Origin of the sequence: Microbacterium elymi (assembly GCF_021582895.2) — a bacterium.
Lineage (GTDB): Bacteria > Actinomycetota > Actinomycetes > Actinomycetales > Microbacteriaceae > Microbacterium > Microbacterium humicola.
The window spans coordinates 3,030,167-3,056,986 of sequence record NZ_CP091139.2 but is presented as its reverse complement, the minus strand read 5'-3'; the positions used below and the strand labels follow the sequence as shown (position 1 = coordinate 3,056,986).

The 26,820-nt window shown below is 71.1% G+C and carries 9 protein-coding genes and 13 pseudogenes; 5 read left to right on the top strand and 17 right to left on the bottom strand.

Annotated features, from left to right (window positions below; all coding sequences use genetic code 11):
• Positions 1 to 32: 32 nt before the first annotated feature.
• The 3 pseudogenes from efeB to efeU form a co-directional block, all read right to left on the bottom strand.
• Positions 33 to 1,334, bottom strand: a pseudogene (efeB, locus tag L2X98_RS16620) (iron uptake transporter deferrochelatase/peroxidase subunit).
• Positions 1,331 to 2,559, bottom strand: a pseudogene (gene efeO / locus L2X98_RS16615) (iron uptake system protein EfeO). The pseudogenes efeB and efeO overlap by 4 nt, the downstream one beginning before the upstream one ends.
• Positions 2,556 to 3,535: pseudogene (efeU, locus tag L2X98_RS16610) on the bottom strand (iron uptake transporter permease EfeU). The pseudogenes efeO and efeU overlap by 4 nt, the downstream one beginning before the upstream one ends.
• A gap of 235 nt (positions 3,536 to 3,770) precedes the next feature.
• Here efeU and L2X98_RS16605 point away from each other — a divergent pair.
• Positions 3,771 to 4,773: pseudogene (locus tag L2X98_RS16605) on the top strand (isopenicillin N synthase family dioxygenase).
• Positions 4,774 to 4,892: 119 nt separating this feature from the next.
• Here the strand turns inward: L2X98_RS16605 and rpsO are convergent.
• Positions 4,893 to 5,161 (bottom strand): annotated as a pseudogene (gene rpsO / locus L2X98_RS16600) (30S ribosomal protein S15).
• A 203-nt stretch (positions 5,162 to 5,364) separates the two neighbouring features.
• On the opposite strand from rpsO, the pseudogene L2X98_RS16595 reads away from it, so the two are divergent.
• Positions 5,365 to 6,670 (top strand): annotated as a pseudogene (locus L2X98_RS16595) (MFS transporter).
• A gap of 63 nt (positions 6,671 to 6,733) precedes the next feature.
• Here the strand turns inward: L2X98_RS16595 and L2X98_RS16590 are convergent.
• From L2X98_RS16590 to L2X98_RS16580, 3 genes and pseudogenes are all read right to left on the bottom strand, one after another.
• A pseudogene (locus L2X98_RS16590) lies at positions 6,734 to 7,301 on the bottom strand (YceI family protein).
• Between the two features lie 157 nt (positions 7,302 to 7,458).
• Positions 7,459 to 7,827 (bottom strand): FKBP-type peptidyl-prolyl cis-trans isomerase, encoded by a 369-nt coding sequence (locus L2X98_RS16585; protein WP_259611630.1) that lies wholly within the window; start codon positions 7,825 to 7,827, stop codon positions 7,459 to 7,461.
• Between the two features lie 193 nt (positions 7,828 to 8,020).
• Positions 8,021 to 9,076 (bottom strand): PrsW family intramembrane metalloprotease, encoded by a 1,056-nt coding sequence (locus tag L2X98_RS16580; RefSeq protein WP_290427308.1) that lies wholly within the window; start codon positions 9,074 to 9,076, stop codon positions 8,021 to 8,023.
• 190 nt (positions 9,077 to 9,266) lie between these two features.
• Between L2X98_RS16580 and L2X98_RS16575 the strand changes: the two are divergent.
• Positions 9,267 to 10,131: pseudogene (locus tag L2X98_RS16575) on the top strand (fumarylacetoacetate hydrolase family protein).
• Positions 10,132 to 10,180: 49 nt separating this feature from the next.
• Here the strand turns inward: L2X98_RS16575 and L2X98_RS21795 are convergent.
• The 5 genes and pseudogenes from L2X98_RS21795 to L2X98_RS16550 all read right to left on the bottom strand — a co-directional run bounded on the left by L2X98_RS21795 (position 10,181) and on the right by L2X98_RS16550 (position 15,284).
• Entirely contained in the window at positions 10,181 to 10,888 is a 708-nt protein-coding gene (locus tag L2X98_RS21795; RefSeq protein ID WP_354002834.1) for a DUF4190 domain-containing protein, read from the bottom strand.
• Between the two features lie 25 nt (positions 10,889 to 10,913).
• Positions 10,914 to 12,385, bottom strand: a pseudogene (locus tag L2X98_RS16565) (aspartate ammonia-lyase).
• Between the two features lie 112 nt (positions 12,386 to 12,497).
• Positions 12,498 to 13,422: pseudogene (locus tag L2X98_RS16560) on the bottom strand (metallophosphoesterase).
• Between the two features lie 60 nt (positions 13,423 to 13,482).
• On the bottom strand, positions 13,483 to 13,815 hold the full coding sequence (locus L2X98_RS16555) for a peptidase (protein ID WP_259611628.1): 333 nt from the start codon (positions 13,813 to 13,815) through the stop codon (positions 13,483 to 13,485).
• Complete coding sequence (locus tag L2X98_RS16550; protein ID WP_259613367.1) at positions 13,812 to 15,284, bottom strand: inorganic phosphate transporter; 1,473 nt, start codon at positions 15,282 to 15,284, stop codon at positions 13,812 to 13,814. The genes L2X98_RS16555 and L2X98_RS16550 overlap by 4 nt, the downstream gene beginning before the upstream one ends.
• A 194-nt stretch (positions 15,285 to 15,478) precedes the next feature.
• Here L2X98_RS16550 and L2X98_RS16545 point away from each other — a divergent pair.
• A pseudogene (locus tag L2X98_RS16545) lies at positions 15,479 to 17,604 on the top strand (S9 family peptidase).
• Between the two features lie 200 nt (positions 17,605 to 17,804).
• Here the strand turns inward: L2X98_RS16545 and L2X98_RS16540 are convergent.
• The 5 genes and pseudogenes from L2X98_RS16540 to L2X98_RS16520 all read right to left on the bottom strand — a co-directional run bounded on the left by L2X98_RS16540 (position 17,805) and on the right by L2X98_RS16520 (position 25,261).
• The gene (locus L2X98_RS16540; protein ID WP_259611627.1) at positions 17,805 to 18,218 is read right to left on the bottom strand and encodes a hypothetical protein; all 414 of its coding nucleotides are present in this window, start codon (positions 18,216 to 18,218) and stop codon (positions 17,805 to 17,807) included.
• A gap of 993 nt (positions 18,219 to 19,211) precedes the next feature.
• Positions 19,212 to 20,240, bottom strand: coding sequence for an ATP-dependent 6-phosphofructokinase (locus L2X98_RS16535; RefSeq protein ID WP_259611626.1), 1,029 nt, complete (start codon positions 20,238 to 20,240; stop codon positions 19,212 to 19,214).
• 96 nt (positions 20,241 to 20,336) lie between these two features.
• Positions 20,337 to 22,494 (bottom strand): annotated as a pseudogene (locus L2X98_RS16530) (DEAD/DEAH box helicase).
• Between the two features lie 270 nt (positions 22,495 to 22,764).
• A pseudogene (locus L2X98_RS16525) lies at positions 22,765 to 25,055 on the bottom strand (heavy metal translocating P-type ATPase).
• Entirely contained in the window at positions 25,052 to 25,261 is a 210-nt protein-coding gene (locus L2X98_RS16520) for a heavy-metal-associated domain-containing protein (protein WP_259611625.1), read from the bottom strand. The pseudogene L2X98_RS16525 and the gene L2X98_RS16520 overlap by 4 nt, the downstream one beginning before the upstream one ends.
• An 85-nt stretch (positions 25,262 to 25,346) precedes the next feature.
• Between L2X98_RS16520 and L2X98_RS16515 the strand changes: the two genes are divergently transcribed.
• Positions 25,347 to 26,747, top strand: a complete 1,401-nt coding sequence (locus L2X98_RS16515; RefSeq protein WP_259611624.1) for an MFS transporter — start codon at positions 25,347 to 25,349, stop codon at positions 26,745 to 26,747.
• Positions 26,748 to 26,820 lie beyond the last annotated feature (73 nt).

Sequence of the window (26,820 nt, the reverse complement as noted above, 5' to 3'; positions counted from 1 at the left end):
CCCAGGGTATTCCCGCTGGAGGCCGTCGCGGATCAGGCGAACAGACCGGCGCCGACGTACGAGCCCGAGTCGGCTCCCGGCGGCACCGCGAACAGCGCGGCGCCCACGGTGACCAGGTACTCGGCCATCAGGTCCTTGGCCACCGATCGCTTGCACCCGGATGAAGCGCTCGGGCGCCTTCTGATAGGAGAGGAAGAACAGGCCGGCCGCGAGATCGCCGGTCGCGTCGTTGCCGTTGACGAAGTTGTAGCCGCGGCGCAGGAGGCGCACCCCGTCGTTCAGATCCGGATGCGCGAGGCGTGCGTGCGCCTTGGGGTCGATGGCGGGCCGACCCGCCGCATCCTTCTTGTGGAAGTCGAGGGGCGTGAACTCGGTGCCGCCGGACAGCGGGGCGCCCTCGCCCTTGTCGCGGCCGATGATCTGCTCCTGTTCGACCAGGCGCACGCGGTCCCAGGTCTCGATCCGCTGCTGGATGTTGCGCACCGCCAGGTAGGAGCCGCCGGCCAGCCACGCCGGCCCGTCGGCGGACGAGACCCAGACATGCTCGTCGAGCGCCTTCGGATCGTCCGCGAGGATGTTGGCGGTGCCGTCCTTGAAGCCGAACAGGTTGCGCGGCGTCGACTGATCGGCGGTGGTCTTCGAGGTGCGGCCGAACCCCAGCTGCGACCAGCGGATGCGCGCCCGGCCGAAGGCGATGCGGCTGAGGTTGCGCACGGCGTGGAATGCCACCTGCGGGTCGTCGGCGCAGGCCTGGATGCACAGATCTCCCCGCACAGCCGGGCGTCCAGCTGATCGCCGACGAACGGAGGCAGGTCCTCCAGGGGTGCCGGCCGCCGTCCGGCGAGGCCGAAGCGGTCGACGCCGTGCGTGCGGAACAGCCCCGGCCCGAACCCGATCGTGATGGTCAGGTTCGCCGCCGACAGGCCCAGCGCCTCGCCGGTGTCATCCGGCGGGGCCTGCGGCGAGCCGTGCACGGCACCGGTGGCACTGACGTCGAGCCCCTGGGTCAGGCGCGATGCGGCGTAGGACCAGTCCTTCAGCAGCGAGATGAGATCGACGCGGGTGGCGTCGGCGGGCACGTCGAACGCGGCGAAGTGCAGATGCTCCTGGACGGGGGTCGAGATGCCGGCCTGGTGCGCGCCGTGGAACGGATGCGTGCCGCCGGCCGGGTGGCCGGCGGAGGAGGCGACGCTCGCGCCGATCGCGGCACCGCCCAGTCCCCCGACCAGCAGCCCGCCGGCGCCCGCGCCGAACAGGCCGAGCAACCCGCGCCGGCTCAGCCCGGTCACGGGAGCCTCGTCCGGCCCCGGGGTGTCGGCGGGCTCTGCGGTCACGACAGGACCGTCGCGGTGAGCTGCGAGAGCGGCTCGGCGAGCGTGTTGATCAGGTTGGTCAGGTCGCTGCGGTCCTGGTCTGTGAGCTTCTCGTACGCGACGTAGCCCTTCTCGGCGCTGCCGTAGGTGGCCAGCTTCTGCCTGCAGGGCGGCGTAGCCCTTGTCGATGCGCGCCACCAGCGACGCGCCGCTCTCGCCCTTGCTCTCGGCCAGGTCGCGCACGAGCGAGAACGCCATCTTCGATCCCTCGACGTTCGCGGCGAAGTCCCAGAGGTCGGTGCCGCTCCACCAGTCCTCTTCCCCGGTGATCTTGCCCTTGGCGACCTCGTCGAGCAGGCCGATCGCGCCGTTCGAGAGCGCCGCGACGCCCTGCTGCTCGAGGGTGCCGGCGAACTCGTCGCCGTGCACGTAGTCGTACAGCGACTGGACGTCGGTCACGAGCTGGCCGCCGATCGTCTTGCGCTCGGCTGCGGTGGAGGGCGCCCAGTCCTGCCATGCCGGGGTGGCGCCGTCGGCATTGCGCGCGTCCTTGGCCGGCACCCAGAGATCCTTCTCGATGCGGTGGAAGCCGGTCCATTCCAGACCCTCCGCCTTCGCGTCGACCTCGCGGTAGTCGATCTTCGGGTCGAGGTCGCCCAGGGACTCGGCGATCGGCTCGATCCGCTCGTAGTACGCGCGCACCCGCGGGAACTGCTCGCGGGCCGCCGCGTCGTCTCCCGCCTCGTACGCGGCCGCGAACGTCTTGACGGCCGGCAAGCTGCCCGGTCTGATCCTTGACGAAGGCGACGTACAGGTCCACGGCGTGCGTCTTCTGCGCCGCATCCGATCCGGTGGCCGTGACCGCGTCGCCGCTGACCGTGAACGCGGCGCGGCCGACCCCCTCACCGACCATTCCCGGCTTGCAGACGGTGAAGTAGTCGCCGGGCTGGGCGACGACGGTCAGGGTGCGCCGGGCGCCCGGGGCGATGTTCTCGACCTCGCCGACGATCCGCAGTCCGTCGTGCGCGAGCAGGTAGAACTCGGTCACGGCGGTGCCGGCGTTCGTCACGTCGAAGGCGAGCGTGCCGCTGGCGGCCGATGCGGTCGAGACCGTGCAGTCGCTGTCGGTCGAGGTCACCGTCAGCGCGTCGTCGGTGGCCACGTCGCTCTTGGCCACGCAGCCGGTCAGAGCGAGGGCGGCGACGCTGAGGGCGGCGGACAGGGCGAGGGCGCGATGCGCGGTCATTGTGCTCCTTGATGGGGGCGTGCGGGGGCGAAGGCCGGCGCGGCGGCATCTGCCACCGGGGCGGACGGGGATGCCGCATCCGCCGCGGGCGCCGGAGTGACGGTGCGCCGGGGCGATCGGATGCCGCGGAGGAAGAACGTGCCGACCACGGCGATGTAGGCGACCCAGGCGATCACCTGCAGCCAGCTCATCTGCGGCATGAATCCGATGACGGCCTGCAGCACAGTGGCGAGGGCGCCGCCGGGCGCGATCACGCCGGACATGTCGAACGCCCAGCCGAAGGGGAATCCGGACCAGCCGACGGCGACGGCGCCGGTCGCGGTGACCGGTGCGAGCGCCGAGAACGGTCCGGGCAGCACGCCGGCCTCCTGCAGATCGTGCAGGGCGTACGCGAGCACGCCGGCCGCGACGACGACCAGGAAGCCGCCGGTCCACGCGAAGAACACGCGCAGGTTCAGCCGCAGCATCCCCGGGCCAGCAGCCAGCCGACCGCCGCTGCGATCAGGAATCCGGCGAGTGCGCCCAGCAGCACCATCGGCGACGTGCCGAACGACTGCGTCATCGACCACAGCAGCAGCGCCGACTCGATGCCCTCGCGGGCCACCGAGACGAAGCCGACGAGCACCAGCGCCCACAGCGTCCCCGACGCCAGCGCCCGATCGAGGCTGCCCTCGAGCGCTTTCTTCATGTGGCGCGACGTCTTCTGCATCCAGAAGATCATCCAGGTGACCATGGCCACCGCCACCAGCGACAGGGTGCCGCCGAGGATCTCCTGCCCCTGGAACGTGAGGGCGTATTCGCCGAACGTGAGCACCGCGCCCACGCCGAGCGCGAGCACGATCGCCAGCCCCACGCCGATCCACAGCCGGGGCAGCACGTCCCGGCGTCCGATCCGGGCCAGGTAGGCGGCCAGAATGCCGACGACGAGGGCCGCTTCCAGTCCCTCGCGCAGGCCGATGAGGAAGGTTGCGAGCACGACGGGTCCGATCTCGATCGAAGGGGGCGACGGCGGCCTTCGCGTCGAATCGACGCCCCGCACCCGTGCGAACCCGGAAGTCAGGTAAGGCGAACCTCAGTAAGTACGACCTTACTCCTCGACCGCGCACTCGCTCAAGCCGAACCCCCGGCGTCGGCGACGTCATATCCCGTCATCCCGGTTCACACCGGGCAACATCCACGCCGTGGCGGCGACATCCGCCTACCGTCGAGCCATGAGCGAGACGAGTCTGCCGGTCCTCGACCTGTCGCTGCTGGATCACGGGCCCGACGCCGCGGCACGGTTCCGCGACCAGCTTGCGCGTCGCCACCCACGACGTGGGCTTCTTCTATCTGACCGGCACCGGCGTCTCCCCCGGTCTCGAGGCGCGGCTGCCAGGCACGGCACGAGCGTTCTTCGCGCTGCCGGAGGCCGACAAGCTGGCCATCGAGAACGTGCACAGCCCGCACTTCCGCGGCTACACCCGCGTCGGCGGCGAGCGCACGCGGGGCGAGGTGGACTGGCGTGAGCAGATCGACATCGGTCCCGAGCGCGAGGCCGTCGACTGGGACGGGGCGCCCGGGTACGCGCGGCTGACCGGGCCGAATCTGTGGCCGGCGGCCCTGCCGGAGCTGCGCGAGGTCGTCACCGAGTGGGAGGACCGCCTGCGCGGGGTTTCGCGGCGACTGCTGCGGGCCTGGGCGCGGGCCCTCGGCGCGGACGAGTCGTACTTCGACGCGCACTTCGGCGAGCCGTCGACCCTGACCAAGATCGTCCGGTACCCCGGCAGGGAGGACCCGGCGCAGGGGGTGGGCGCGCACAAGGACTCGGGCGTGCTGACGCTGCTGTGGGTGGAGCCCGGGAAGGGCGGGCTGCAGGTGCGACGCGACGGACGGTGGGTGGATGCCCCGCCCGTGCCGGGGGCGTTCGTGGTGAACATCGGCGAGCAGCTAGAGTACGCCACGCAGGGCTATCTGAAGGCCACCGACCACCGGGTGATCTCCCCCACCTGGCCCGACGACCGGATCTCGGTGCCGTTCTTCTTCAACCCGCAGCTGGATCGGGCGCTGCCGCTGATCGCGCTGCCGGCCGAGTTCGCCGCCGACGCCACGGGCGTGACGCAGGACCCGGCAAATCCGATTCACGCGCTGTACGGCGAGAACGCGCTGAAGTCGCGGCTGCGGGCCCATCCCGACGTCGCGGCCCGCTGGCACGCCGACCTGATCACCGGAGAATGACGAGGGCCGCCCCCTCCCCACGCCACTCCACACATCGCTGCGCGATGCGCGGAGCCTCCGGCGCGTGGGCCCAGGGGCGGCCCTCCAAGAACGTTTGGAGCGATTGAACGCTGGTCGCGTTAGCGGCGAAGTCCCAGACGCTCGATCAGCGTGCGGTAACGCGCGATGTCGATGTCCTGGAGGTAGCCGAGCAGACGGCGGCGCTGACCGACGAGCAGGAAGAGCCCACGACGCGAGTGATGGTCGTGCTTGTGCTCTTTCAGGTGCTCGGTGAGGTCCTTGATGCGCTGCGTCAGCATCGCAACCTGCACCTCGGGGATCCGGTGTCACCGGGGTGCGTCGCGTACTCTTCGATGATCGCCTTCTTGACGTCTGATTCCAGTGCCATAAAGTGATCCCCTTCCTTCTCGTTGCGCGGTGCCCGACGCCTGATGCGCGAGCTCTCTTTCTCCGCGGCCGATTCTCACGGCAACCGCATCAGTCTACAGCATCCGCCGCCGCCCTCTCCGGGCCCGCGGTGGCACTCGCCCGCGTCGGCGACCGGTAGCCTCGTTTCGTGCAGGACGCGGAGCGGGCGGGATCGGCCCGGTGATGGCCCGGCTGTCGCGCGAGCACTTCATCGACCTGCGACCCCTGACCACCTCGCCCGCATTCGCGCGGCTGTGGGTCGGATCGACCCTGTCCGGGCTCGGCGGACAGCTCACGATCGTCGCGATCATGCTGCAGATGTACGCGATCACGCACGACACGTTCGCGGTGTCGATGATCGCGGTCGCCGGCCTGGTGCCGATGATCCTGGCCGGGCTCTATGGCGGGATGCTGGCGGATGCGTTCGATCGTCGGGTGGTCGCGCTGCTGGCGGCCACGGTGACATTCGCCTCGACGCTGCTGCTGGCCGTGCTCACCTGGGGCGGGTGGGAGACCGTGTGGTGGCTGTACGCCCTGAGCATCGTCAACTCCGCCGCCAACTCAATCGTGATGGCCGCCCGCTCGGCGATCATCCCGCGGCTCATCCCGATCACGCTTGCCGGCGGCATCCGCCCTGCAGGGCATCTCGACCGGCCTGATGATCATGGCCGGCCCGGCGCTGGCGGGCGTGCTGGTGGCCGTCTCGGGGTACGGCTGGACGTACACGATCGACGTGGTCATGATGACGTCGCTGTTCCTCGGGCTGTGGACGCTGCCCTCGATCCGCCCCGAGGGCACGATCGTGCGGCCGGGGCTGGAATCGCTCAAGGACGGGTGGCGTTTCCTGAAGCGCGCGTCCAACATCCGTCTGCAGTACCTCATCGACATCACGGCGATGACGTTCGGCCAGCCGCTGACCCTCTTCCCCGCGATCGGGGCGGTGTTGCTGGGCGGAGGCGCCATCACCACCGGCGTGCTCACCGCCGCGGTGGCTGCCGGCGCGTTCCTGTCGAGTCTGTTCTCCGGCCCGATCGGGCGGGTGCGCCGGCACGGGCTGGGCATCGAGCGCGCGGTGATCGTGTACGGGGCGGCGATCCTGGCATTCGGACTGGTCCTGGTCGCCGCCGCGCTGCACTGGTTCGCCCCGGCCCAGGTGGGGCCCGATTCGGCGAATGTCGCGCTCATCGCGACGGCCGCGGTCGTGCTCGCGGTCTCGGGCGCCGCCGACAATGTGAGCGCCATCTACCGCTCCACCATGATGCAGTCCGCGGTGCCGGATGCGATCCGGGGACGCCTGCAGGGCATCTTCATCGTGGTGGTCGCGGGCGGGCCGCGGGTGGGCGCGCTCTACGCCGGAGCGCTCGCGACCGTCACCGCGCTCTGGTTCCCGCCGCTGCTGGGCGGCCTGATCATCATCGGGCTGGTCGCGCTCCTGGTGCGGCTGAACCCCCGGTTCCGCGCGTACGACGCCCTGCACCCCGAGCCCTGACGCGTCCGCGGACGACGAGAGGGACGGATGCCGCGGCATCCGTCCCTCTTCGGGTCATTCCGGTCAGTCCTGCTGCAGCGCGCCCTGCAGGTCGAGCTCGATCGTCACGTCCTTGCCGACGAGCACGCCGCCGGTCTCCAGCGCAAGCGTTCCAGGTGAGGCCGAAGTCCTCGCGGTTGATGACCGTCTTGGCGGTCGCACCGGCCTTGTAGTTGCCGTAGGGGTCGGTGCCGAAGCCGCCGAAGTCGAAGTCGAACGTCGCCGGCTTGGTGATCCCGCGGATGGTCAGGTCGCCGTCGATGAGGAACTTCTCGCCCTCCAGCCGCACGCCGGTGGAGCGGAACTCCATCGTCGGGTGGTTCTCCACATCGAAGAAGTCGGCCGAACGCAGGTGACCGTCACGGCCCTCGTCCTTCGTGTCCAGCGAGGTGACGTCCACCGACGCCTCGACCGTGGCCTCGAGCGGGTTGGCCGGGGCCGTCAGGGTCGCGCTCTTGACGCCGAAGGTGCCGCGCACCTTCGAGATCATCATGTGGCGCACGCTGAACTGCACTTCACTGTGGGAGGGGTCGAGCACCCACGTGCCGGGCTTGTAACCTGCGATCTCGGGGGTGATGGTCGTGTCCGTCATATCGTTCCTTCTGCTGTCGGGCGCCCGGAGCGGCGCGGTATGGAGGGGATAACCGGAGCACCCACAGGTCTATTCCCGTGCATGCAAAGAGAGCGGATGCCCCGGGAGAGGCATCCGCTCTGTGCGACGGATCTGTGCGACGGATCTGTGCGACGGCTCAGCCGACGGCGACCAGGTCGATCACGAAGATGAGGGTCTTGCCGCCGAGGAAGTGTCCGCCGGCCGGACCGTAGGCCAGGTGCGGCGGGATGGTGAGCTCACGGCGTCCGCCCACCTTCATGCCCGGAATGCCCTCCTGCCAGCCCTGGATCAGACCGCGCAGCGGGAACTGGATCGTCTCACCGCGGGTCCACGACGAGTCGAACTCCTCGCCCGACTCGTACTCGACGCCGGCATAGTGGACCGTCACGTTGTCGCCGGCCTTGGCCTCGTCTCCGTCGCCCACGATGAGGTCGCGGATGACCAGTTCGGACGGGGCGGGGCCCTCGGGCGCGTCGATCTCGGGCTTGGTGCGGTTCTCAGTCATGCCTCCATCCAACCCGACGGTGCCGATGCGGTCAACGCGGCGGCGAGGCCTTGACGAAGCATCGGGCCCGTGTCACCCTGATATCAGGTCAACTCAGCGCTCGGTAGACACGCAGGCATCGCCGCGGCACCGGGCGCTGAGTCTTTGCGCGCGGGGTTGCTGAGGGCCCCGCCGGGGTCCAGTCGGCCGGCCCTCACGGGGCGAACAGGGCGTGGCGGGCGCCGATGGTGCGCGCCAGGAGTGTCTGCTGGTCGGCGGCCGCCCGGGGGTCCCGCCCGGTGACGATGCGCTGCCGGACGGCGGCCAGGGCCGTGGCATCCGCAATGAACCCCTTCATCACCCGGGTGCGGTCGCCGCGCAGTGTCTGCGCCCACGCCAGGGCCTCCCGTCGCCCGCGGGGCGTGGCGAGCATCTCGACCTCCTGCGGGGTGAACCACCCGGCACCGGCGTACTCGCCGAGTCGCTGACGGGTCAGGCGCCGCTCCTCCCGGCGCAGCATGATGACGCCGAGCACGAACAGCACGAACAGCGGCAGCTGCAGCATCGCGTACAGCGCGAAGAAGTCGAAGAACTGGGCGGACGCGTTCCACAGTCCGTGCAGCAGGGCCGCGCCGCACATCCCCACGATCCAGGGGGCGACCGCGGCGGCGGCGCTCGCCCCGCGGCGGGCCGCCAGGCCGAGGGCGAAGCCGGTCACGCTGGTGAACATCACGTGCGCGAACGGCGAGAGGATGCCGCGCAGGAAGAACGTCGTGGTCAGCTGGCCGGTGCCGCCCTCGATCAGGCTCACCGCGAAGTACTGGATGTTCTCGGTGAAGGCGAAGCCGGCCGCGACCAGGGCGCCGTACACGATGCCGTCGACCGGCCCGTCGAAGGCGCGGCGTGCGATCAGATAGATCAGGAACACCCCCAGGCCCTTGGCGAACTCCTCCACGATCGGCGCCTGGACCACCGCCTGCAGCGCCTCGCGCGTGGCCTCGCGCGGGGCCGAGCCGTCGACGCCGAACAGCACGGTGAGCAGCAGATCGACGCCGAGGGCGATGCCGACCGCCGCGATCGCCCCCCACGCGACGGCCAGGACGACCAGGCTCCGCGGCTCGGGCTCCCACCGATCGATCAGGCGCACCGCGAACAGCACGGCGCCCAGCGGCACGAGCGCCACGATCATGCCGATGATCGCGGCGGCCGGGCCCAGCGCCTCGAGGAAGTACGCCACCAGGGCGAATGCCGCCACGACCAGCACAGCCACGATCCACACCGCCGCCCGGCGTCCCCGGCCCGGCGCCGTCGGCAGCGCGGGCAGCGGCGGCGCAAGCCGGCGCTCCACCCGGCGCCGGCGGGTGGGAGTTCCCGTGCGCGAGCGGCGAGGGGAAGGACATGCCGATCAGCATAGAGGCCGTCCGGGCGGGCGGCAGATCCCACAGCGGTAATCTGGAGGGATGCGTTTCGCCCATGTGACCAGTGCCGAGAACCCCGATCCGACATTGGCCGTGGTGCAGGACGACCGGGCGCACCGCGTGCGCGACATCCTCCCCGGCGGACCCGTGACGCTCGAGCAGCTCATCGACGGCGGCGACGCCCTGCTGGATCAGGTCCGGGCCGCGGCGGCGGAGGCCGGCCCGGGGCATCCGCTGGACTCGTTCGCCTTCGCCTCGGCCGTACTCGCACCGCCGGTCGTCCTGGCCGTCGGGCTGAACTACGCGGCGCACTCGAGCGAACTCGGGCTGAAGGCCGACACCGCGCCGACGGTGTTCACCCTGTGGCCGAACTCGCTCACCGGGCACGAGCACACGACGGCCTGGCGCCGTTCGGTCAGCGAATCGGTCGACTATGAGGCCGAACTGGGCGTGATCATCGGAAAGCCGGCGAAGGATGTCGCAGCCGACGATGCGCTCGACCATGTATGGGGCTACACGGTGGTCAACGACATCACCGCTCGCGACATCCAGTTCTCCGAGGCGCAGTGGTCGCGGTGCAAGTCGTTCGACGGCTTCACCCCGACCGGGCCGTTCGCCGTCACCGCCGATGAGATCCCCGACCCGCAGGACCTGCACATCTGGACCGTCGTGGACGGGCACACCGTGCAGGACGCCACCACCGGGCAGATGATCCGCCCGGTCGCGACGCTGGTGGCCCACCTGTCGACCTCGTCGACGCTTGCCGGGGACGCTGATCTCGACCGGTTCGCCGGGAGGGGCGGGCTACTCGCGGGAGCCGCAGATCTTCCTGCGCGACCGCTCGACGGTCACCGTCGCCGTCGACCGGATCGGCGAGCTGACCACGCACTGCCGGATCCTGGACTGACACGACGAAGGCGGCGGGGCCGGGGCCCGCGCCGCCCTCGATGCCGCGATCAGTACCGGTTGATGCCCGAGCAGTCGAACGGGATGCCGAACACGTTGGTGACCGTGGTCGGATCGACCAGGCATGCCTGGGTGGCGGCGGCCAGCGACGCGAAGAACGCGATGGCGATGATCAGGCCGATGATCGAGAGCACGACCAGGATCGCGCCGATGATGATGGCGGCCAGGGCGAAGCCGTTCTTCTGACCCGCCTTCTTGCTCTGCACCATCGCGATGATGCCGAGGACCAGGCCGACCAGCGCCGTGATGCCGGTCACCAGGCCGGCGAGCGAGCAGATGAAGGCCACGATCCCGAGCACCCGGCCGGGGGCCTGGGCCGGTGCCGGCTGACCGTACGCCGGCGGCGCGGGCGGGTAGGCCGGGGCCTGCCCGTACGCCGGCGCCTGCCCGTAGGCCGGGGCCTGGGCGTAGCCCGGAGCAGCCGGCTGTCCGTACGGCGGCGCGGCCGGCGGCTGCTGTCCGTAGGCGGGCGCGGGCGGCTGCGTCGCGGCGGGCGGCTCGGCGGCCGGCGGCGCGGGAGCGGCCGCGGGCTCGTCCGGGCAGCCGGAGGCTGGGCCGGGTTCGTCGGCGGCTGCGGGTTCTCGGAGTCGGGGACGTTGGTCATGCGGACACCTCCGGTGAGCGGTTGGATGACTCCACGCTAGCGGTGATGGCCGCCACTCCACAGCCCCCACCGCATCGTGTCGTGGGCGCAGCATCCCACCCGTGCGGACGATCCGCGCCTCAGGCTCCGGGGTCGGCTACCACGTTCTCGGCCGCCTGCATGATCGGGACCGCCGCCGTGACCGTCTCGAGTCCGGACAGCCGGGCGGGCGAGAGCCTTGGTGACCTCGTCGCGGCTCATCAGTCCCGCCTCCACCACGAGATCCGCGATGTTGTGCCCGGTCAGCAGCGCCGTCTTGGCGAGCGCGGCCGACGCGGCGTAGCCGATGAACGGCGTCAGCGCGGTCACCACCCCCACCGAGGAGCCGACCATCGCACCGAGCCGCTCGCGGTTCGCGGTGATCCCGTCCACGCAGTTGACGCGCAGCGTCCACATCGCCTGGCGCATCCACGTGATGGACTGGAAGATCGAGTGCGCGATCACCGGCTCGAACGCGTTCAGCTCGAGCTGGCCGCCCTCGGCCGCCATGGTGACCGTCAGGTCGGCGCCGGCGACGGAGAACGCCACCTGGTTGACGACCTCCGGGATGACCGGGTTGACCTTGCCGGGCATGATGCTGGAGCCGGCCTGCACGGCCGGCAGGTTGATCTCGCCGAAGCCGGCCTGCGGGCCGGAGGAGAGCAGCCGCAGGTCGTTGCAGATCTTCGACAGCTTCATCGCGTTGCGCTTGAGCGAGGACGAGAACGACATGAACGAGCCGGTGTCGCTGGTGGCCTCCACCAGGTCGGTCGCCGTGGACAGGTCGATGCCGGAGATCTCGCGCAGGTGACGCAGCACCGCCGGCGCATAGCCGGGGTGCGTCGTGATTCCGGTGCCGATGGCGGTGGCGCCCATGTTGATCTCGGTGAGCAGGCTCGCGTTCTCGGCGAGGCGCTTGCGGTCTTCGTCCAGAGTGGTCGCGAATCCGTGGAACTCCTGGCCGAGCGTCATCGGCACGGCATCCTGCAGCTGCGTGCGACCCACCTTGAGGATGTCGTGGAACTCGACGGCCTTGGCCAGGAACGACGTGCGCAGCAGGTCGAGCTCGTCGAGCAGGGAGCGCAGCATCAGCGACAGTCCGACCTTGATCGCGGTCGGGTAGACGTCGTTGGTGGACTGGCTGCGGTTGGTGTCGTCGATCGGGCCGAGGAACGCGTAATCGCCCTTCTCACGGCCGGCCAGTTCGAGCGCGATGTTGGTGATGACCTCGTTCGCGTTCATGTTCGTCGACGTGCCGGCGCCGCCCTGGATGACGCCCACCACGAACTGGTCGTGGTACTTGCCGTCGATCACCAGCTTGCGCGGCGCGGTCGATGAGGTCGGCCTTCTCGGCGGGCAGCACGCCGATCTCGGCGTTGGCCCGTGCCGAGGCCTGCTTGACCATCGCCAGGCCGCGGACCAGCTCGCTGTAGACCGAGATCGGCCGCTTGGCGATCGGGAAGTTCTCCAGCGCGCGTTCGGTGTGGACGCCCCGATAGGCGTCTGCCGGAATCTCCAGCGAGCCGAGCGAATCGGTCTCGGTGCGGGTGCGCATCGTTGCGTCCAAAGCCATGGTTGCTTCCTTGTGGGTCGCGGCGGAATCGGGATGTCTCGAGCCTACCCGTCGGCGGCGGAGCGTCCGCTGTACGCCGCGTACAGGCAGACCGGCCGGACTGGCCGCGGCGTCAGCCCCGCGGTGTGCGTGGCGGCTTGCGGGAGAACGCCTCGAGCCGCTCCTGCGGGCCGAGGTCCGACATCCGCTCGTGCCACGCGTCGTCGAAGTAGTCCGCCGTCTCGGCCTCGACCACCGGAACGACCGAGTGGGTGATCGTGTCGTCGTACACGTGCACCAGGTGGAACGACTGCCCGGCATCCATTCCGTTCACCCGTGTCGCCGGACGGGCCAGATCCATCGTGTAGCAGGTGGCCGCCGCCACGCTCACCTCGACCCCGGCGAACATGCCGTGCGTGGAATAGTGCAGGTGCCCGGCGAGGATGCCGCGGACATCGGTGCCGGCGATGGTGGCGGCCAGGCGGTCCTGGTGCCGCAGCTCGAGGATGTCGAACAGCGGCAGGTGGCTGGGCAGCGGCGGGTGGTGCATGGTCAGGATCGTGCCCAGCGGCGCCGGGGACGCCAGCTGGTCGGCGAGCCACGCCAGCTGCGCGTCGTCCAGGTCGCCGTGGTGCCAGCCGGGGACGGAGGTGTCCAGGGCGATCAGGCGCAGTCCGTCCAGGTCCCACGACCCGATCACCGGCTCTTCGGTCGGCTCGTGGTCCAGCAGGTCGCGGTGCAGCTCGGGCCGCTCGTCGTGATTGCCGGCCACCCAGACCAGCTTGCGCGCCGAGCCGGTCGGCGAACGGCTCGACCGTCGCCCGCAGCCGCGTGTAGGCCTCGGGTTCGCCGAGGTCGGCGAGGTCGCCGGAGAACACCAGCGCATCGGGGCGCACGGCCAGGCGTTCGATGGCGGCGAGGGTCCGGTCGAGGTTCGCCGACGTGTCGTACCGGCCGCCCAGTCGACGGTTGGCGGCGACGAAGTGGGTGTCGCTGACGTGCACGATCAGGCGCTGTGCGGGCGCGTGCGCGCCGAACGAGACGGATGCATCGGCCATGCCCCCACTCTAGGTGCGGGCACCGTCACGGACCGGGCGACTGGAGTCCGGTCGCCCGGATCAATGCACGACGATGAGGAGGATGCCGCAGAGGACCGCCACCGCGCACAGGCCGAACGACGCGTAGGCGCCCAGCTGCGCGACGCGCTTCTGCCCTTCACTCAGCGGGCTCTTCCTCGCGGCCTTGGCGGCCGCCTTCTCGGCCTTGGCCGCCTGCTTGGCGCTGATCACGGTGATCGCATCGGTGAACTCCGCCGGCGCCACCACCGGCACCCGCCCCGCCCGCACCAGCAGCCGCAGTCCGATCGAGTACAGGCCGACGACCAGCACGGCGGCGACCAGGGCCACGGCGAAGACCTTGACGAACGCGATCCAGTCGATCTCGATGGTCATTTCGCGCCCTTCCCGGCCGAAGCCTTCTTGCCGCCCTCGCCCTTGCCCTTGTGCTCATCGGGCTTCTTCTTCGCGCCGGACTTCTTCTTGCCGTCCGCGGTCTTGTGCGCATCCGACTTCTTCTTCGCGTCGGCGTGCTTCTTCTCGGCCGCCGACTTCTTGGCGTCGGCCTTGGCCTTGGCCTTCTTCTCTGCGCGCGCCCGGGACTCCTCTTCGGCGCGTCGGCGTTCGAGCTCGCGCTCCTCGGCCTTGCGCCGAGCGCGCTCCTCGGCCTTGCGACGCTCCTCCTCGCGGATGATCGCACGCTGGCGGCGGGTGGGCGGCGGGTTGCGCTTGACCTTCACGGCCCGGCCGGACTCGGCCACGTCGCTCATGGCGTTGGCGGCGGTCACCGTGTTGCGGCGCGACCGGAGGAAGAGGGCGACGATGATGACGACCGCCAGGACGGCATCCAGGAGGATGCCCCAGCTGCCCAGCCAGCCGACGATCAGCGCGGCGAAGGCGCCGACCGCCCCGGCGGCGGGGAGGGTGAGCAGCCAGCCGATCGCGATCCGGCCCGCCGTGCCCCAGCGCACGCTGGATCCGCGGCGTCCGAGTCCCGAGCCGATCACCGATCCCGATGCGACCTGCGTGGTCGACAGCGCGAAGCCCAGGGCACTGGAGGCCAGGATCGTGGCGGCCGTCGACGTCTCCGCCGAGAAGCCCTGCGCGGGCTTGACGTCGGTCAGCCCCTTGCCCAGCGTGCGGATGATGCGCCAGCCACCGAGGTAGGTGCCCAGGGCGATCGTGAGCGCGCACGCGAGGATCACCCAGAGATGAGGCTCGGCCTGATCCTGGCTCTGCCAGCCCGCCATGATGAGCGTCAGCGTGATGATGCCCATGGTCTTCTGGGCGTCGTTCGTGCCGTGGGCCAGCGCCACCAGCGAGGAGGTGAAGATCTGCCCCCAGCGGAAGCCGCTGCGGCCATCGGGCTTGGTGTCGTAGCGCCGGGTGAGCGCATAGGCCATCCGCGTGACCAGGAACGCGATCACACCGGCGGTCAGCGGAGAGATCACGGCCGGGAGGATGATCTTGCCCAGCACCTCGCCGAAGTTCACGCCGGACACGCCGACGCCCACGAGCGTCGCGCCGATGAGGCCGCCGAACAGCGCGTGCGAAGAGCTGGAGGGAAGCCCCAGCAGCCAGGTGAGCATGTTCCACGCGACGGCGCCGATGAGTCCCGCGAAGATCAGCGGCAGGAACGTGACCGGATCGGTGATCTGGTCTTCGCGGATGATGCCGTGCGAGATGGTCTGCGACACCTCGGTGGACAGGAACGCCCCCACCAGGTTCAGACAGGCTGCCAGCCCGACGGCGACCTTGGGTTTGAGCGCGCCCGTGGCGATGGGCGTGGCCATCGCATTGGCCGTGTCATGGAACCCGTTGGTGAAGTCGAAGAACAGCGCCAGTGCGATGACCAGCACGACAATGAGAGCCTGCGGTTTCCACCGTGCGCTTTCCGGGAGTGAGGGGAGGCGGGACAACTGCCGACGGGATCGGCCGGTGCGAACGAAGAGTTCACGCAAGACGCGTCCCCGGCTTCCCGGGGCAGGGAAATCCTCTCACGGTCGGCTCGGTTCCGTGAACCCCGCGCACTCAGGCACGGCGACTAGCGTGGAACACCGTGACCGATCAGAGCACCCCGGCCGCGGCATCCCGCCCCGCCCCCATCGCCGACCGCCAGCCGACCCTCCGCGTGCACCACGGCGACGAGGTCGTCGACGCATACGAATGGCTGCGCGCGAAGGACGATCCGCGGGTGTCCGCCCATCTGGAGGCGGAGAACGCCTACACCGAGGCGCGCACCGCGCACCTCGCGCCGCTGCGCGAGCGGATCTTCGACGAGATCAAGGGCCGCACGCAGGAGACCGACCTGTCGGTGCCCACCCGGCGCGGCGACTGGTGGTATTACGGCCGGACCGTGGAGGGGCAGCAGTACGGCATCCAGTGCCGTGCGCCGCTCGCGTCGCCGGACGACTGGACGCCGCCGGAGCTCTCCCCCGAGGTCACGGTCCCCGGCGAGCAGGTGCTGCTGGACGCGAACGTCGAGGCGGACGGGCACGAGTTCTTCTCTCTGGGCAGCTTCGAGGTGTCGGACGACGGCACGCTGATGCTGTACGGCGTGGACGTGGCCGGCGACGAGCGCTACACGCTGCGGGTGCGGGATTTGCGCACCGGCGAGGACCTGCCCGACACGATCGAGGGCACGTTCGCCGGGGCGACGTTCTCCCCGACGGCGGGTTCGTCGTGTACACCACCGTGGACGAGGCCTGGCGTCCCGACACGGTGTGGCTGCACGAGCTCGGGACCCCGGTGGCCGACGACGCCGCGCTGTTCCACGAGCCGGACGAGAAGTTCTGGGTCGGCGCCGGGTTCACCCGCAGCGAGAAGTACCTCGTGATCGGGCTCGGATCCTCGGTGACCAGCGAGGAGTGGCTGGTGGATGCCGCGGACCTGCGTGCCGCGCCGCAGGTCGTCTGGCCGCGGTCCGAGGGCGTGGAATACGAGTGCGATCACGCGATCGTGGACGGACAGGACGTGCTCTACATCCTGCACAACCGCGATGCGCTGGACTTCGAGCTCGTGCGGGTGGCGGCATCCGACCCCCAGGGAGTCCGCCAGGTCGTCGTCGCGCACGAGCCGGGTCGACGCCTGCTCGGCATGTCGACGTTCCGCGATTGGGCGGTGCTGGGGTATCGGCGCGAGGGGCTCGCACGCTTGGGCCTGCTCGATTACGCGACCGCCGGCATCCGCGAGCTGACCTTCGACGAACCGCTGTACTCGGCCGGTCTCGGGGGAACCCGGAATGGGCGCCTCCGGTGATCCGGATCGGCTACGGGTCGTTCGTGACCCCGGGCACCGTGTACGACCGGGTGGTGGCCACCGGCGAGATGCTGCGCAAGCGGCAAGCCGGTGCTCGGCGGCTACGACCCGGACGACTACGGTCAGGCCCGGGTCTGGGCGACGGCGCACGACGGCACCCGGCTGCCGATCTCGCTGGTGTGGAAGCGCTCGTTCGGCGAGCCCGGCTCGTCGCCGCGCCCCGTCCACCTCTACGGGTACGGGTCGTACGAGCACTCGATCGACCCGGGCTTCTCGGTCGCCCGGCTGTCCGAGCTCGACCGCGGCGTCGTGTTCGCCGTCGCGCACGTGCGCGGCGGCGGCGAGATGGGCCGGAAGTGGTACGAGGACGGCAAGCTGATGCGCAAGCGCAACACCTTCACCGACTTCCTGGACTGCGCCCGGCATCTCATCGCCGGCGGCTACACCACCCCGTCCCGCCTGGTCGCCGAGGGCGGCTCGGCCGGCGGGCTGCTGATGGGCGCGGTCGCCAACATCGGACCCGAGCTGTTCGCCGGGATCCTCGCCGACGTGCCGTTCGTGGATGCCCTGACCACGATCCTGGACCCCTCGCTGCCGCTGACCGTGATCGAGTGGGACGAGTGGGGCGACCCGCTGCACAGCCCGGCGGTGTACGCGTACATGAAGTCGTACTCGCCCTACGAGAATGTGCGGGAGGATGCCGCCTACCCGCGGATCCTCGCGGTGACCTCGCTCAACGACACGCGCGTGCTGTACGTGGAGCCGGCCAAGTGGGTGGCGCGTCTGCGCGAGGTGGGCGCCGACGCGATGCTGAAGTGCGAGATGGTGGCCGGACACGGCGGGGTCAGCGGCCGCTACAACGCGTGGCGCGAGCGCGCCTACGAGCTGGCCTGGCTGCTGGACGTGCTCGGCCTCGCCGAGCAGTAGCCCGGGGCGATGCCCCGGCCCGGGCCGGCGCCCCCGCCCGGCACGCGACCGGCTCGGCGCCCCGGCCCGGGCCGGGCCGGGCCGGCGCGAATCGCCGAGACAAGGGAATCACCGTGAGACTCGGCGCATTTCGCTGGGTCTCGCGGAGGATCCCTTGCCTCGACGCCGGGATGCGGCGGATGCCGCGGTGTCGGCCTGCTTCACCGGCAGCGACCGAGGGTTGGCTGCGAGCGTGGCGAGCATCGCGAGCTGCCGCGGGCGGATCCGCTCCAGGCCGCCCAGTGCGAGCTTCTGATCCAGCGACCGCCACCGGATGGCATCCCCCACTCCCAGCGGATGAATCCGCCTTCGTGGCGGCGCAACCGATCCTCGCGCGTCTTCTCAACGACGAAGTGCGCCTTCATGGCGGCGGCGTCGTTCGCGTCGTACTTGCCGTAGCCGTCGGATTCGCCGATCCGGCGCAGGCGCCGCCAGTAGAAGTCGACCCGATCCCGCGCGCCTTCGTAGGCGAACCCGACCTGCAGCTCGGGCTCCTCGTACCCGAGCCATTCGGTGACCGCACGGCTGAGCGACTCGCCGGCCGACTCGGCCAGGGCCGTCGCACGGTCCTGCACCCAGTCGAGTTGAGCGCAGCCCGCGTCGATTCGACTGCCGTCGCCCGTGCTCGCCCACCGCGAGCGTCTCGTCGTTCGGGGCGAGCAGTCGCAGCACCCGGTCGGCCACGGCGAGCGCAAACGCCGGGGGAAGCACGCGGCACAGATCGACCGCGGTGTCCTGCAGGGAGGTCACCGTCAAGCCGTCGACCGTGACCGTGCTGCGCTCATCCCGTGTTCCGTGCACCACGACGTCGCCCTCGCGCCAGGACCGGCCGTCCGGGCTGAGCAGGTGGATGTCGCGAGGCTCGCCGAACAGCGGCAGGCCGTGCGGGGCGCAGGCCGATTCCAGACAGAACACCGGCGCCGACCACGTGCGGGCGACCGCCTCGATACGCACGGCATACCGCTCCCACGGTGCCAGCGGGCCCCATTCGGACCTGCGCACGTAGGCGCCGGGGCGCACGCGGTGCAGCGACCCGTCCCGGTCGAGCCGCTCCACCTCGGCGGGCCGTTCGCGGGTCAGCAGGAGTGCGGTTTCCGTTGCGACATCCATCTGTCCAGCATGGATGCCGGCACCGGGCCGGTTCCGGCCCGTGGGCGGAACTGTGGACAGCTCGCGCGATCACGGCTCCCACGCGCGTCTGGGGAGGAGCCGGCGGGTCCCCGCGCCGCCGGATCCCCGTGCGGCGCTGCCGCCGAGACCGGGGATCCTCCGCGAAACCGGGCGCGATCCGCGCCGAGACCGGGGATTCTCCGCGAGACCCCGTCGCACGTCATCGGTCTGACGAGGATCCCCCGGTTTCGCGAAGATCGGGGGCGTGTCGACCGCGCCCGGGCCGGCGCGTCCGGGACGGGCGCGGCGGGGCGCAAGCGGGGCGGGGCGCGAGCGCGGACGGGACGGGCGCGGCGGGGCGCAAGCGGGGCGGGGGCGCAGCGCGGACGGGACGGGCGCGGCCGGGCCGGCGCGGACGGGACGGCGCGGACGGGACGGGCGCAGCCCCGGAGGGGCTATCAGCCGAAGAGGGCTGCGGCCTCGTCGTAGCGGTAGCGGGGGACGGTGTTCAGTTCGCCGAGGGCGTCGGCGAACGGCACCCGGACGATGTCGGTGCCGCGCATCGCGACCATCTGACCCCAGGCGCCGTCCATGATGGCATCCGCCGCGTGCAGTCCGAGCCGGGTCGCGAGCACCCGGTCGAAGCCTGACGGCGAGCCGCCGCGCTGGATGTGGCCGAGCACGGTGGAGCGCGTCTCGATGCCGGTGCGCCGTTCGATCTCGGGCGCGAGCACCTCGCTGATGCCGCCGAGCCGCGGCCGGTTGAAGGCATCCATGCCCTTGTCGCTGTAGGCCTCCTCCATGCCGGTGAGGGTGAACCCCTCCGACACCACGACCAGCGGCGCGCGGCCGCGATCGTGCGCCTTCGTGACCAGGTCGCAGATCTCGTCGATCGACATCGGCACCTCGGGGATGCAGATCGCGTGGGCGCCGGCCGCCATGCCGGCGTGCAGGGCGATCCAGCCCACGTGTCGACCCATCACCTCGGCGACCATGCAGCGCTGGTGCGAGTCGCCGGTGGTGCGCAGCCGATCCATCGCATCGGTGGCGATGTTGACGGCGGTGTCGAACCCGAACGAATAGTCGGTGGCCCGCAGGTCGTTGTCGATCGTCTTGGGCACGCCGAGCACGTTGATGCCGTCGCCCGACAGCCGGTTGGCCGCGGCCAGGGTCCCCTCGCCGCCGATCGCGATGATCCCGTCGATGCGGTGGCCGTACAGGGTCTTGGAGATGTTCTCGGCACCGCCGCGGGTGCCCTCATACGGGTTGGTGCGACTGGTGCCCAGGATGGTTCCGCCGACCTTCGACAGGCCCTTGACCTCGTGCCGCGTCAGCGGGAAGAAGTCCCCGTCGACCACACCCCGCCAGCCGTCGCGGATCCCGACGAACTCGAGATCGTAGGCCGTCGTCCCCTTCAGGACGACGCCGCGGATCACCGCGTTCAAGCCGGGGCAGTCGCCGCCGCTGGTCAGGATGCCGATCTTCATGCTGTGATCCTTGCTTCGGGGAGGGATGTCGGCGACTCTGCCACACACGACACTACTGCCCGCGGCATCCCGCCTGCCAGCGAAGCAGACCCGACGTCACTGGGCGCCCAGGGCCTGCCGGGTCAGGTGCATCAGCGCCGCCAGCTGCACCGAATCGCTCGAGGTCTCCTCGGCCGCCTCACCGTCCAGCGCGCGCGCCGCCAGCCCCTGCTTGGAGTCGATCAGCTCGGCGATCTTGGTGTCGATCGTGTGCGCGGCGATGATCCGCCATGCGGTGACGGGCTCGTCCTGCCCGATGCGGTGCACGCGGTCGATGGCCTGCGTCTGCTCGGCCGCGGTCCAGCTGAGCTCGGCGAGCACGACGTTCGAGGCCGCCTGCATGTTCAGTCCGACACCCGCTGCCGTCAGCGAGCACACCGCGACGCCGACCGCCGGGTCGTTGTTGAACGCGTCGATCGCCTCCTGCCGGGCAGGCGTCGACTGGTCACCGCGGATCGAGACGTGCGGGATGCCGGATGCCCCGAAGTGCGCCTCTGCGGCATCCATCACGTCGATGTGCTTGGCGAAGAAGACGACCTTGCCCACCGAGCGCTCGAGCTGGACGGCGTAGTCCGCCGCCAGCAGCGCCTTGGCCTGACCGATCTTGCGGACCATGGTGAACACGTTCTCGGAGCCCGTGCCGGCCGCCTTCGACTCCTCGAGCTCATTGTGCGCGACCAGCCGGACGATGTCGTCGTCCACCTCGCCGTGCGCGAGGCCCCGGTCGCCGCGCGCCTCGATGACGCGGCGGTAGCGGGCGGCCAGGCGCTCGCCGAGCTCGCGCTCGGCCTGGCGGATCGACCGGCCGTACTCGTCGTCCAGCTCGACCGGCAGGTCGGCGATCATCTTGTCGGGCAGGTCGGCGGCGACATCCTTCTTCTTGCGCCGCACGATGCCCATGGAGATGACGGCGCTGCGCGCCTCGGGGTAGAACGCCTTGTCGGCGGGGGTCAGACCGGTGGCATCGAGCTTCTCCATCAGCTCCGGACCCGGCTTCTGCCCGTTGGTCCAGCCCAGGAACCGCCAGATCGCGTCGAAGTCCTCGACGTCGTTGATCAGCGGGGTTCCGGTCAGCGCCAGCAGCAGCGGATCGGCGACCTGCTCGCGGATGCGGCCGGCCAGCGCGAGCACGTTCTGCGACCGCTTGCGAGCTGAGGTTCTTGATGAAGTGCGCCTCGTCCACGACGAGCCCCTTCAGCCCCAGCGAACTCAGCCACGACAGGTGGCGATCGAGGATCTCGTAGTTGACGATGAACACGTCGGCGAACGCGTCCACATCCTCGCCGTCGCCGGAGATCACCGTGGCGCGGCGCTGCGGCGTCCACCGCTTGCACCTCGCGGGCCCAGTTCATCTTCACGACGTTGGGCACGACGGCCAGCAGCGGATACGCGTCCGCGACGGATGCCGCCAGCACGGACTCCGCGGTCTTGCCCAGGCCCGGCTCATCGGCCAGCAGGAACGAGCGGTGCCCGTCGCGCACGGCCTGCAGGAACCGGGACTGGTGCGGCATGACCTCCAGGCCGCGGGGCGAGAGCCGGTCGAACTCGGGCACCGGGGGCAGGTTCATCGAGGCCGCTCCCCCGCCGGCGCCGGACTCGAACGCCTTGTACAGCGGGCCCATCAGCTCCCAGCTGTCCAGCCGCCGGCGCTGGCTGCCGTTGGCGGCAGGCCGGTTGAGGTCGGGCGCGAGGAAGGGGTTGGCCTCGCGGCGGGTCTCGACCTGCGGCGGGACGACCTGGCGCTCGGCGAGCGCGGCCGGCACGACCGTGGGCTGCTGGATCGGCACGGCATCGGTGATGATGAGCTCGTCCGGGGCCAGCTCCGCTCCGGACTCGAGAGCCAGTCCCGGCGCATGCGCTTGGCGACCGGCGAGGTCGCCTGGTCGACCTCGAGCAGCTGGATCAGCGAGGTGTCACGCGCGGCGGTCTTGGCCAGGATCGTCGCGACGCCGTCGAGCCGCTTGAGCAGCTCGGCGCGGACACCGTCGGCCAGCTCGGTGTCGGCCTTGACCCGGGCGCGCTCCTCGCGGACGAGGAAGGCGATCACCTGGAACTTCACCCGGTTGGTGGGGCCGAGCTTGCCGCGCTGCGCCTTGGCCTCGACCTCACGCACCTTGCGCGCGAGGATCGGGATGATGGGGGCCTCGTCATCGCGGCGCGCGGCCGACGACTTGCGTCGCCGTGCGGGTGACGTGGCGGTTGCCGTGGTCGGCATGCTCCTCCTGAGCGTGAATGGCCGGTCGGTCCCGAAGATCCGGAACCGGCGGTGCTGCGTTGCTCCGCGGGCGGGTGGCGCACGGACGCGGGCCGGGGCGATGGCTGGCAACCCCGCTTCTGCGGGTGCCGTTCCCCGCGCACCATTCTACGGCATAACCGCCGCGATCCCGTGAGCCGACAGCGCGGATCGGCGAATCCCTGCTCATCGAGCCGGGATCCGCCGATCAGGGGCCGCTGCGCAGGGACCCGTGCGGGTCGGCGCGGCCGGTCAGGGCGCGGAGCGCAGGCGCAGGCTGTTGAGCACCACGAACACGCTGGAGAACGCCATCGCGGCGCCGGCGATCATCGGGTTCAGCAGCCCGAGGGCGGCCAGCGGCAGCGCCGCCACGTTGTAGGCGAAGGCCCAGAACAGGTTGCCGCGGATGACGCGCATCGTCCGTCGGCTCAAGCGGACCGCGTCCACGGCCACGCTCAGGTCGCTGCGCACCAGGGTGATGTCGCTGGCGTGCATGGCGGCGTCGGTCCCGCCGCCCATCGCGATGCCGAGATCGGCGGTGGCCAGAGCGGCGGCGTCGTTCACGCCGTCGCCGACCATCGCCACCCGGTGCCCGGCGGCCTGCAGGCGGGTGATCTCGGCGACCTTGTCCTCGGGCAGCACCTCGGCGCGGACCTCGTCGATGCCGACCTCGCCGGCGACGGCCGCCGCCACAGACCGGTTGTCACCGGTCGGCAGGCACCGCGTTCAGTCCGAGCCGATGCAGGGCGGCCACGGCATCCGCGCTCTCGGGCCGGATCGTGTCGGCCACCGAGAACACGGCGCGCACCTGTGGGCGCCCCTGGTCATCGGGCCAGCCTGCGACGATCGCCGTGCCGCGCTTCTCGGCCGCCGAGACGGCATCCGCGAAGCGCGCCGGGATCTGTGCGCCCTGTGCGGCGGCGAACGACGGGCGTCCGGCGAACACCGGCACGCCGTCGACCGCTCCGGTCACGCCCCGTCCCGCGTGGTTGCGGAAGCCGGTGAGCTCACCCGACGGGTCGGCCTCCGCCGTGATGGCGCGGGCGACCGGATGCTCGGATGCCGACTCCAGCGTGCCGATCAGGTGCAGGGCCGGCGACGGGTCGGCGCCGTCGGTGAACACCGACGCCAGGCTCATGCGCCCGGTGGTGACGGTGCCCGTCTTGTCCAGCACGACGGTGTCGATCCGCTCGGCCTGCTCCAGCGCCTCGGGCCCGGTGACCAGGATGCCCAGCTTGCGCGCCGCGCCCGGTCCCGACCAGGATCGCGATCGGCGTGGCCAGGCCCAGTGCGCACGGGCAGGCGATGATCAGCACGGCGACCGCGGCGGTGAAGCCCGAGGCCAGCGGGTGCCCGGCCAGCAGCCAGCCGATCAGGGTGAGCACGGCCAGCGCGATCACGATCGGCACGAACACCGCCGAGATGCGGTCGGCCAGGCGCTGCATCCTGCTCTTGCCCACCTGTGCGTCCTCGACGAGCCGGGCGATGCGCGCGAGGCGCGTCGCCTCGCCGACGGCGGTGGCCTCGATCACGAGCCGGCCATCGGCGACGATCGTGCCGCCGGTGACGGCGTCCCCCGCCGCCACGTCCACCGGCACCGATTCGCCGGTCAGCATGCTCTGATCGACCGATGCCTCGCCCTGCCGCACGAGCCCGTCGGTGGCGACCTTCTCGCCGGGGCGGGCGACGAACACGTCGCCGGACGCCAGCTGCCCGATCGGCACGCGCGCGCCGGACGCCAGCTCGACGTCCGTGGCGCCGAGCTCGAGCAGTGCGTGCAGGGCGCTGCCGGCGCGGCGCTTGGAGCGCTGCTCGACGAAGCGGCCCAGCAGCAGGAAGACCGTGACCGCGGCGGCGACCTCGAAGTACACCAGCGAGGTGGCGTCGACCGGGCGCTCGAACAGCGAGAAGCCGTGCGTCATCCCGATCTCGCCGGCGCTGCCGAACAGCAGCGCCCACACGCTCCACAGGTATGCGGCGCCGGTGCCCAGGGTGATGAGGGTGTCCATCGTCAGGGCGCCGTAGCGCAGGTTCGCGAACGTGGCCCGGTGGAACGGCCAGCCGCCCCAGAGCACGATCGGGGTGGCCAGCACGAGCGAGAGCCACTGCCAGCCGGCGAACTGCCATGCCGGCACCATCCCGAGGAGGACGACCGGGAGCGCCAGGATGGCGCTGCCGATCAGCCGGGTGCGCAGGGTCGTGCCGCCGGGGGCGTCGTCGACGTCGTGCGCGTGCCCGGATGCCTCGCCCGGGGCGGGCTCGGGGCCAGCGGATGCCTCGTGCCCGTCATCGGCGGAGGACCCCTGCGATTCCGGCGCCGGATGGCGCACGCGGGCGTCGTATCCGGCCTGGCGCACGGCCGCCACCAGCCGCTGCTCGTCGAGGCCGGGCGGGAAGCTGACCCGCGCCGACTCGGTTGCGAGATTGACGGCGGCCGTCACCCCGTCCACGCTCTGCAGCCGCTTCTCGACCCGAGCCACGCAGCTGGCGCAGGTCATCCCCTCGATGTCGAGGGTCGCCTCGCGCAGAGCGGTCTCCGTCATGACACCGCACCCCGGGCGGTGTAGCCGGCCTCGGCGACGGCGGCGGCGACATCCGACTCGGTCGCCGGGCCGGTCACCGCGACGGTGTGCGCCTCCAGGTCGACCGCGACCTCGGTCACGCCCGCCAATGCGCCGACCTCGCGGCTCACGGACTGGGCGCAGTGGCCGCAGGTCATTCCGTCGACGCGATAGGTGACAGTGCTCATGGTTCTCCTCGGTTGTTCGGTTCGATCATCACAACCATATACCCCCTGGGGGTATTCCGGACCGAATCTGCCCTATCGTTTCGGTGTGGACAAGACGAAAGCGGATGCCGCGGCATCCCCCACCGGCACGCAGCGCCGGGTGCTGCTGATCGCGATCCTCGCATCGTTCGTGTCGTTCCTGGACGGCACGGTGGTCACCGTCGCCCTCCCGGCGATCCAACGCGACCTCGGCGGCGGTCTGGTCACCCAGCAGTGGGTGGTCGACTCGTACCTGATCACCCTCGGCGCGCTGATCCTGGTCGCCGGCTCGCTCAGCGACGTGTTCGGCCGGATCGTCGTGCTTCGCACCGGCCTGATCGGGTTCGCCGTCGCCTCCATCGCCATCGCGGCGTCCCCGGACCCGCTGTTCCTGGTGCTCGCCCGCGGCGTGCAGGGCATCGCCGGGGCGCTGCTGGTGCCCAGTTCGCTCGCGCTGATCACCTCGACGTTCCGCGGTCCGGCACAGGCGCGGGCGATCGGCACCTGGACCGGGGCGACGACGGCCGCGATGCTGGTGGGGCCGGTGCTGGGCGGCGTGTTCGTCGATCTGGTGTCGTGGCGGCTGGTGTTCCTGATCAACGTCCTGCCGATCGCGCTCACGCTCTGGCTGCCGGCGACCCTGCACCACCGCGATCACCGCGAGCCGGGCGCACGCGTGGACTGGCTGGGCGCCGTGCTGTGCACCGTGGGGCTGGCCGGCGCCGTGTTCGCCCTGATCGAGCAGGAGCGGCTGGGATGGGCGTCGCCCGCGATCTGGGGCACGATGACGATCGGCGTGCTGTGCCTGATCGGGTTCGTGGTGCGCCAGCGCTTCGCCGCCCAGCCGATGATGCCGCTCGGCCTGTTCCGCATCGGCAACTTCTCGGCCGGCAACCTCGCCACCGTGTTCGTGTACGGAGCGCTCTCGCTGAACGGCCTCGTGCTGGGCGTGTACCTGCAGCAGGGGGCCGGACTGCCGGCCACGCTGGCGGGCCTTGCCAGCCTGCCGTCCACAGTGATCATGATCCTGTTCAGCTCGCACGTGGGCAGCTGGGCGGGGAGGATCGGGCCGCGGCTGTTCATGACCGTGGGTCCGCTCGTGATGGCGGGGTCGGCGGTGCTCCTGCTGACCGTGCGCGAGGACTTCGACTACTGGACCCAGGTGCTGCCGTCGGTGATCCTGTTCGGGATCGGGCTGACCCTGACCGTGGCGCCTCTGACCGCGGCCGTCCTCGGATCGATCGACCCCGGACGGTCGGGAATCGCCTCGGCGGTCAACAACGCCGTCGCGCGCGTAGCCGGGCTGATCGCCGTGGCCACCCTCGGGGTCATCGTCGGCGGCGTGCTCGACCTGGCCGGCTTCTGGCGCGCGGCGATCGTCACCGCCGCCCTGATGGCGCTCGGCGGCGTCGTCTCGTTCCTCGGCATCCGCAACCCGGCGAGGGACGTCGATCCGGTCGCCCGATAACCCCGCGCGACGACGCCTTCATCTGTCGCTCTTGCGCGCGAACGCCGCGCCCGGTGCGCAAGAGCGACAGCTG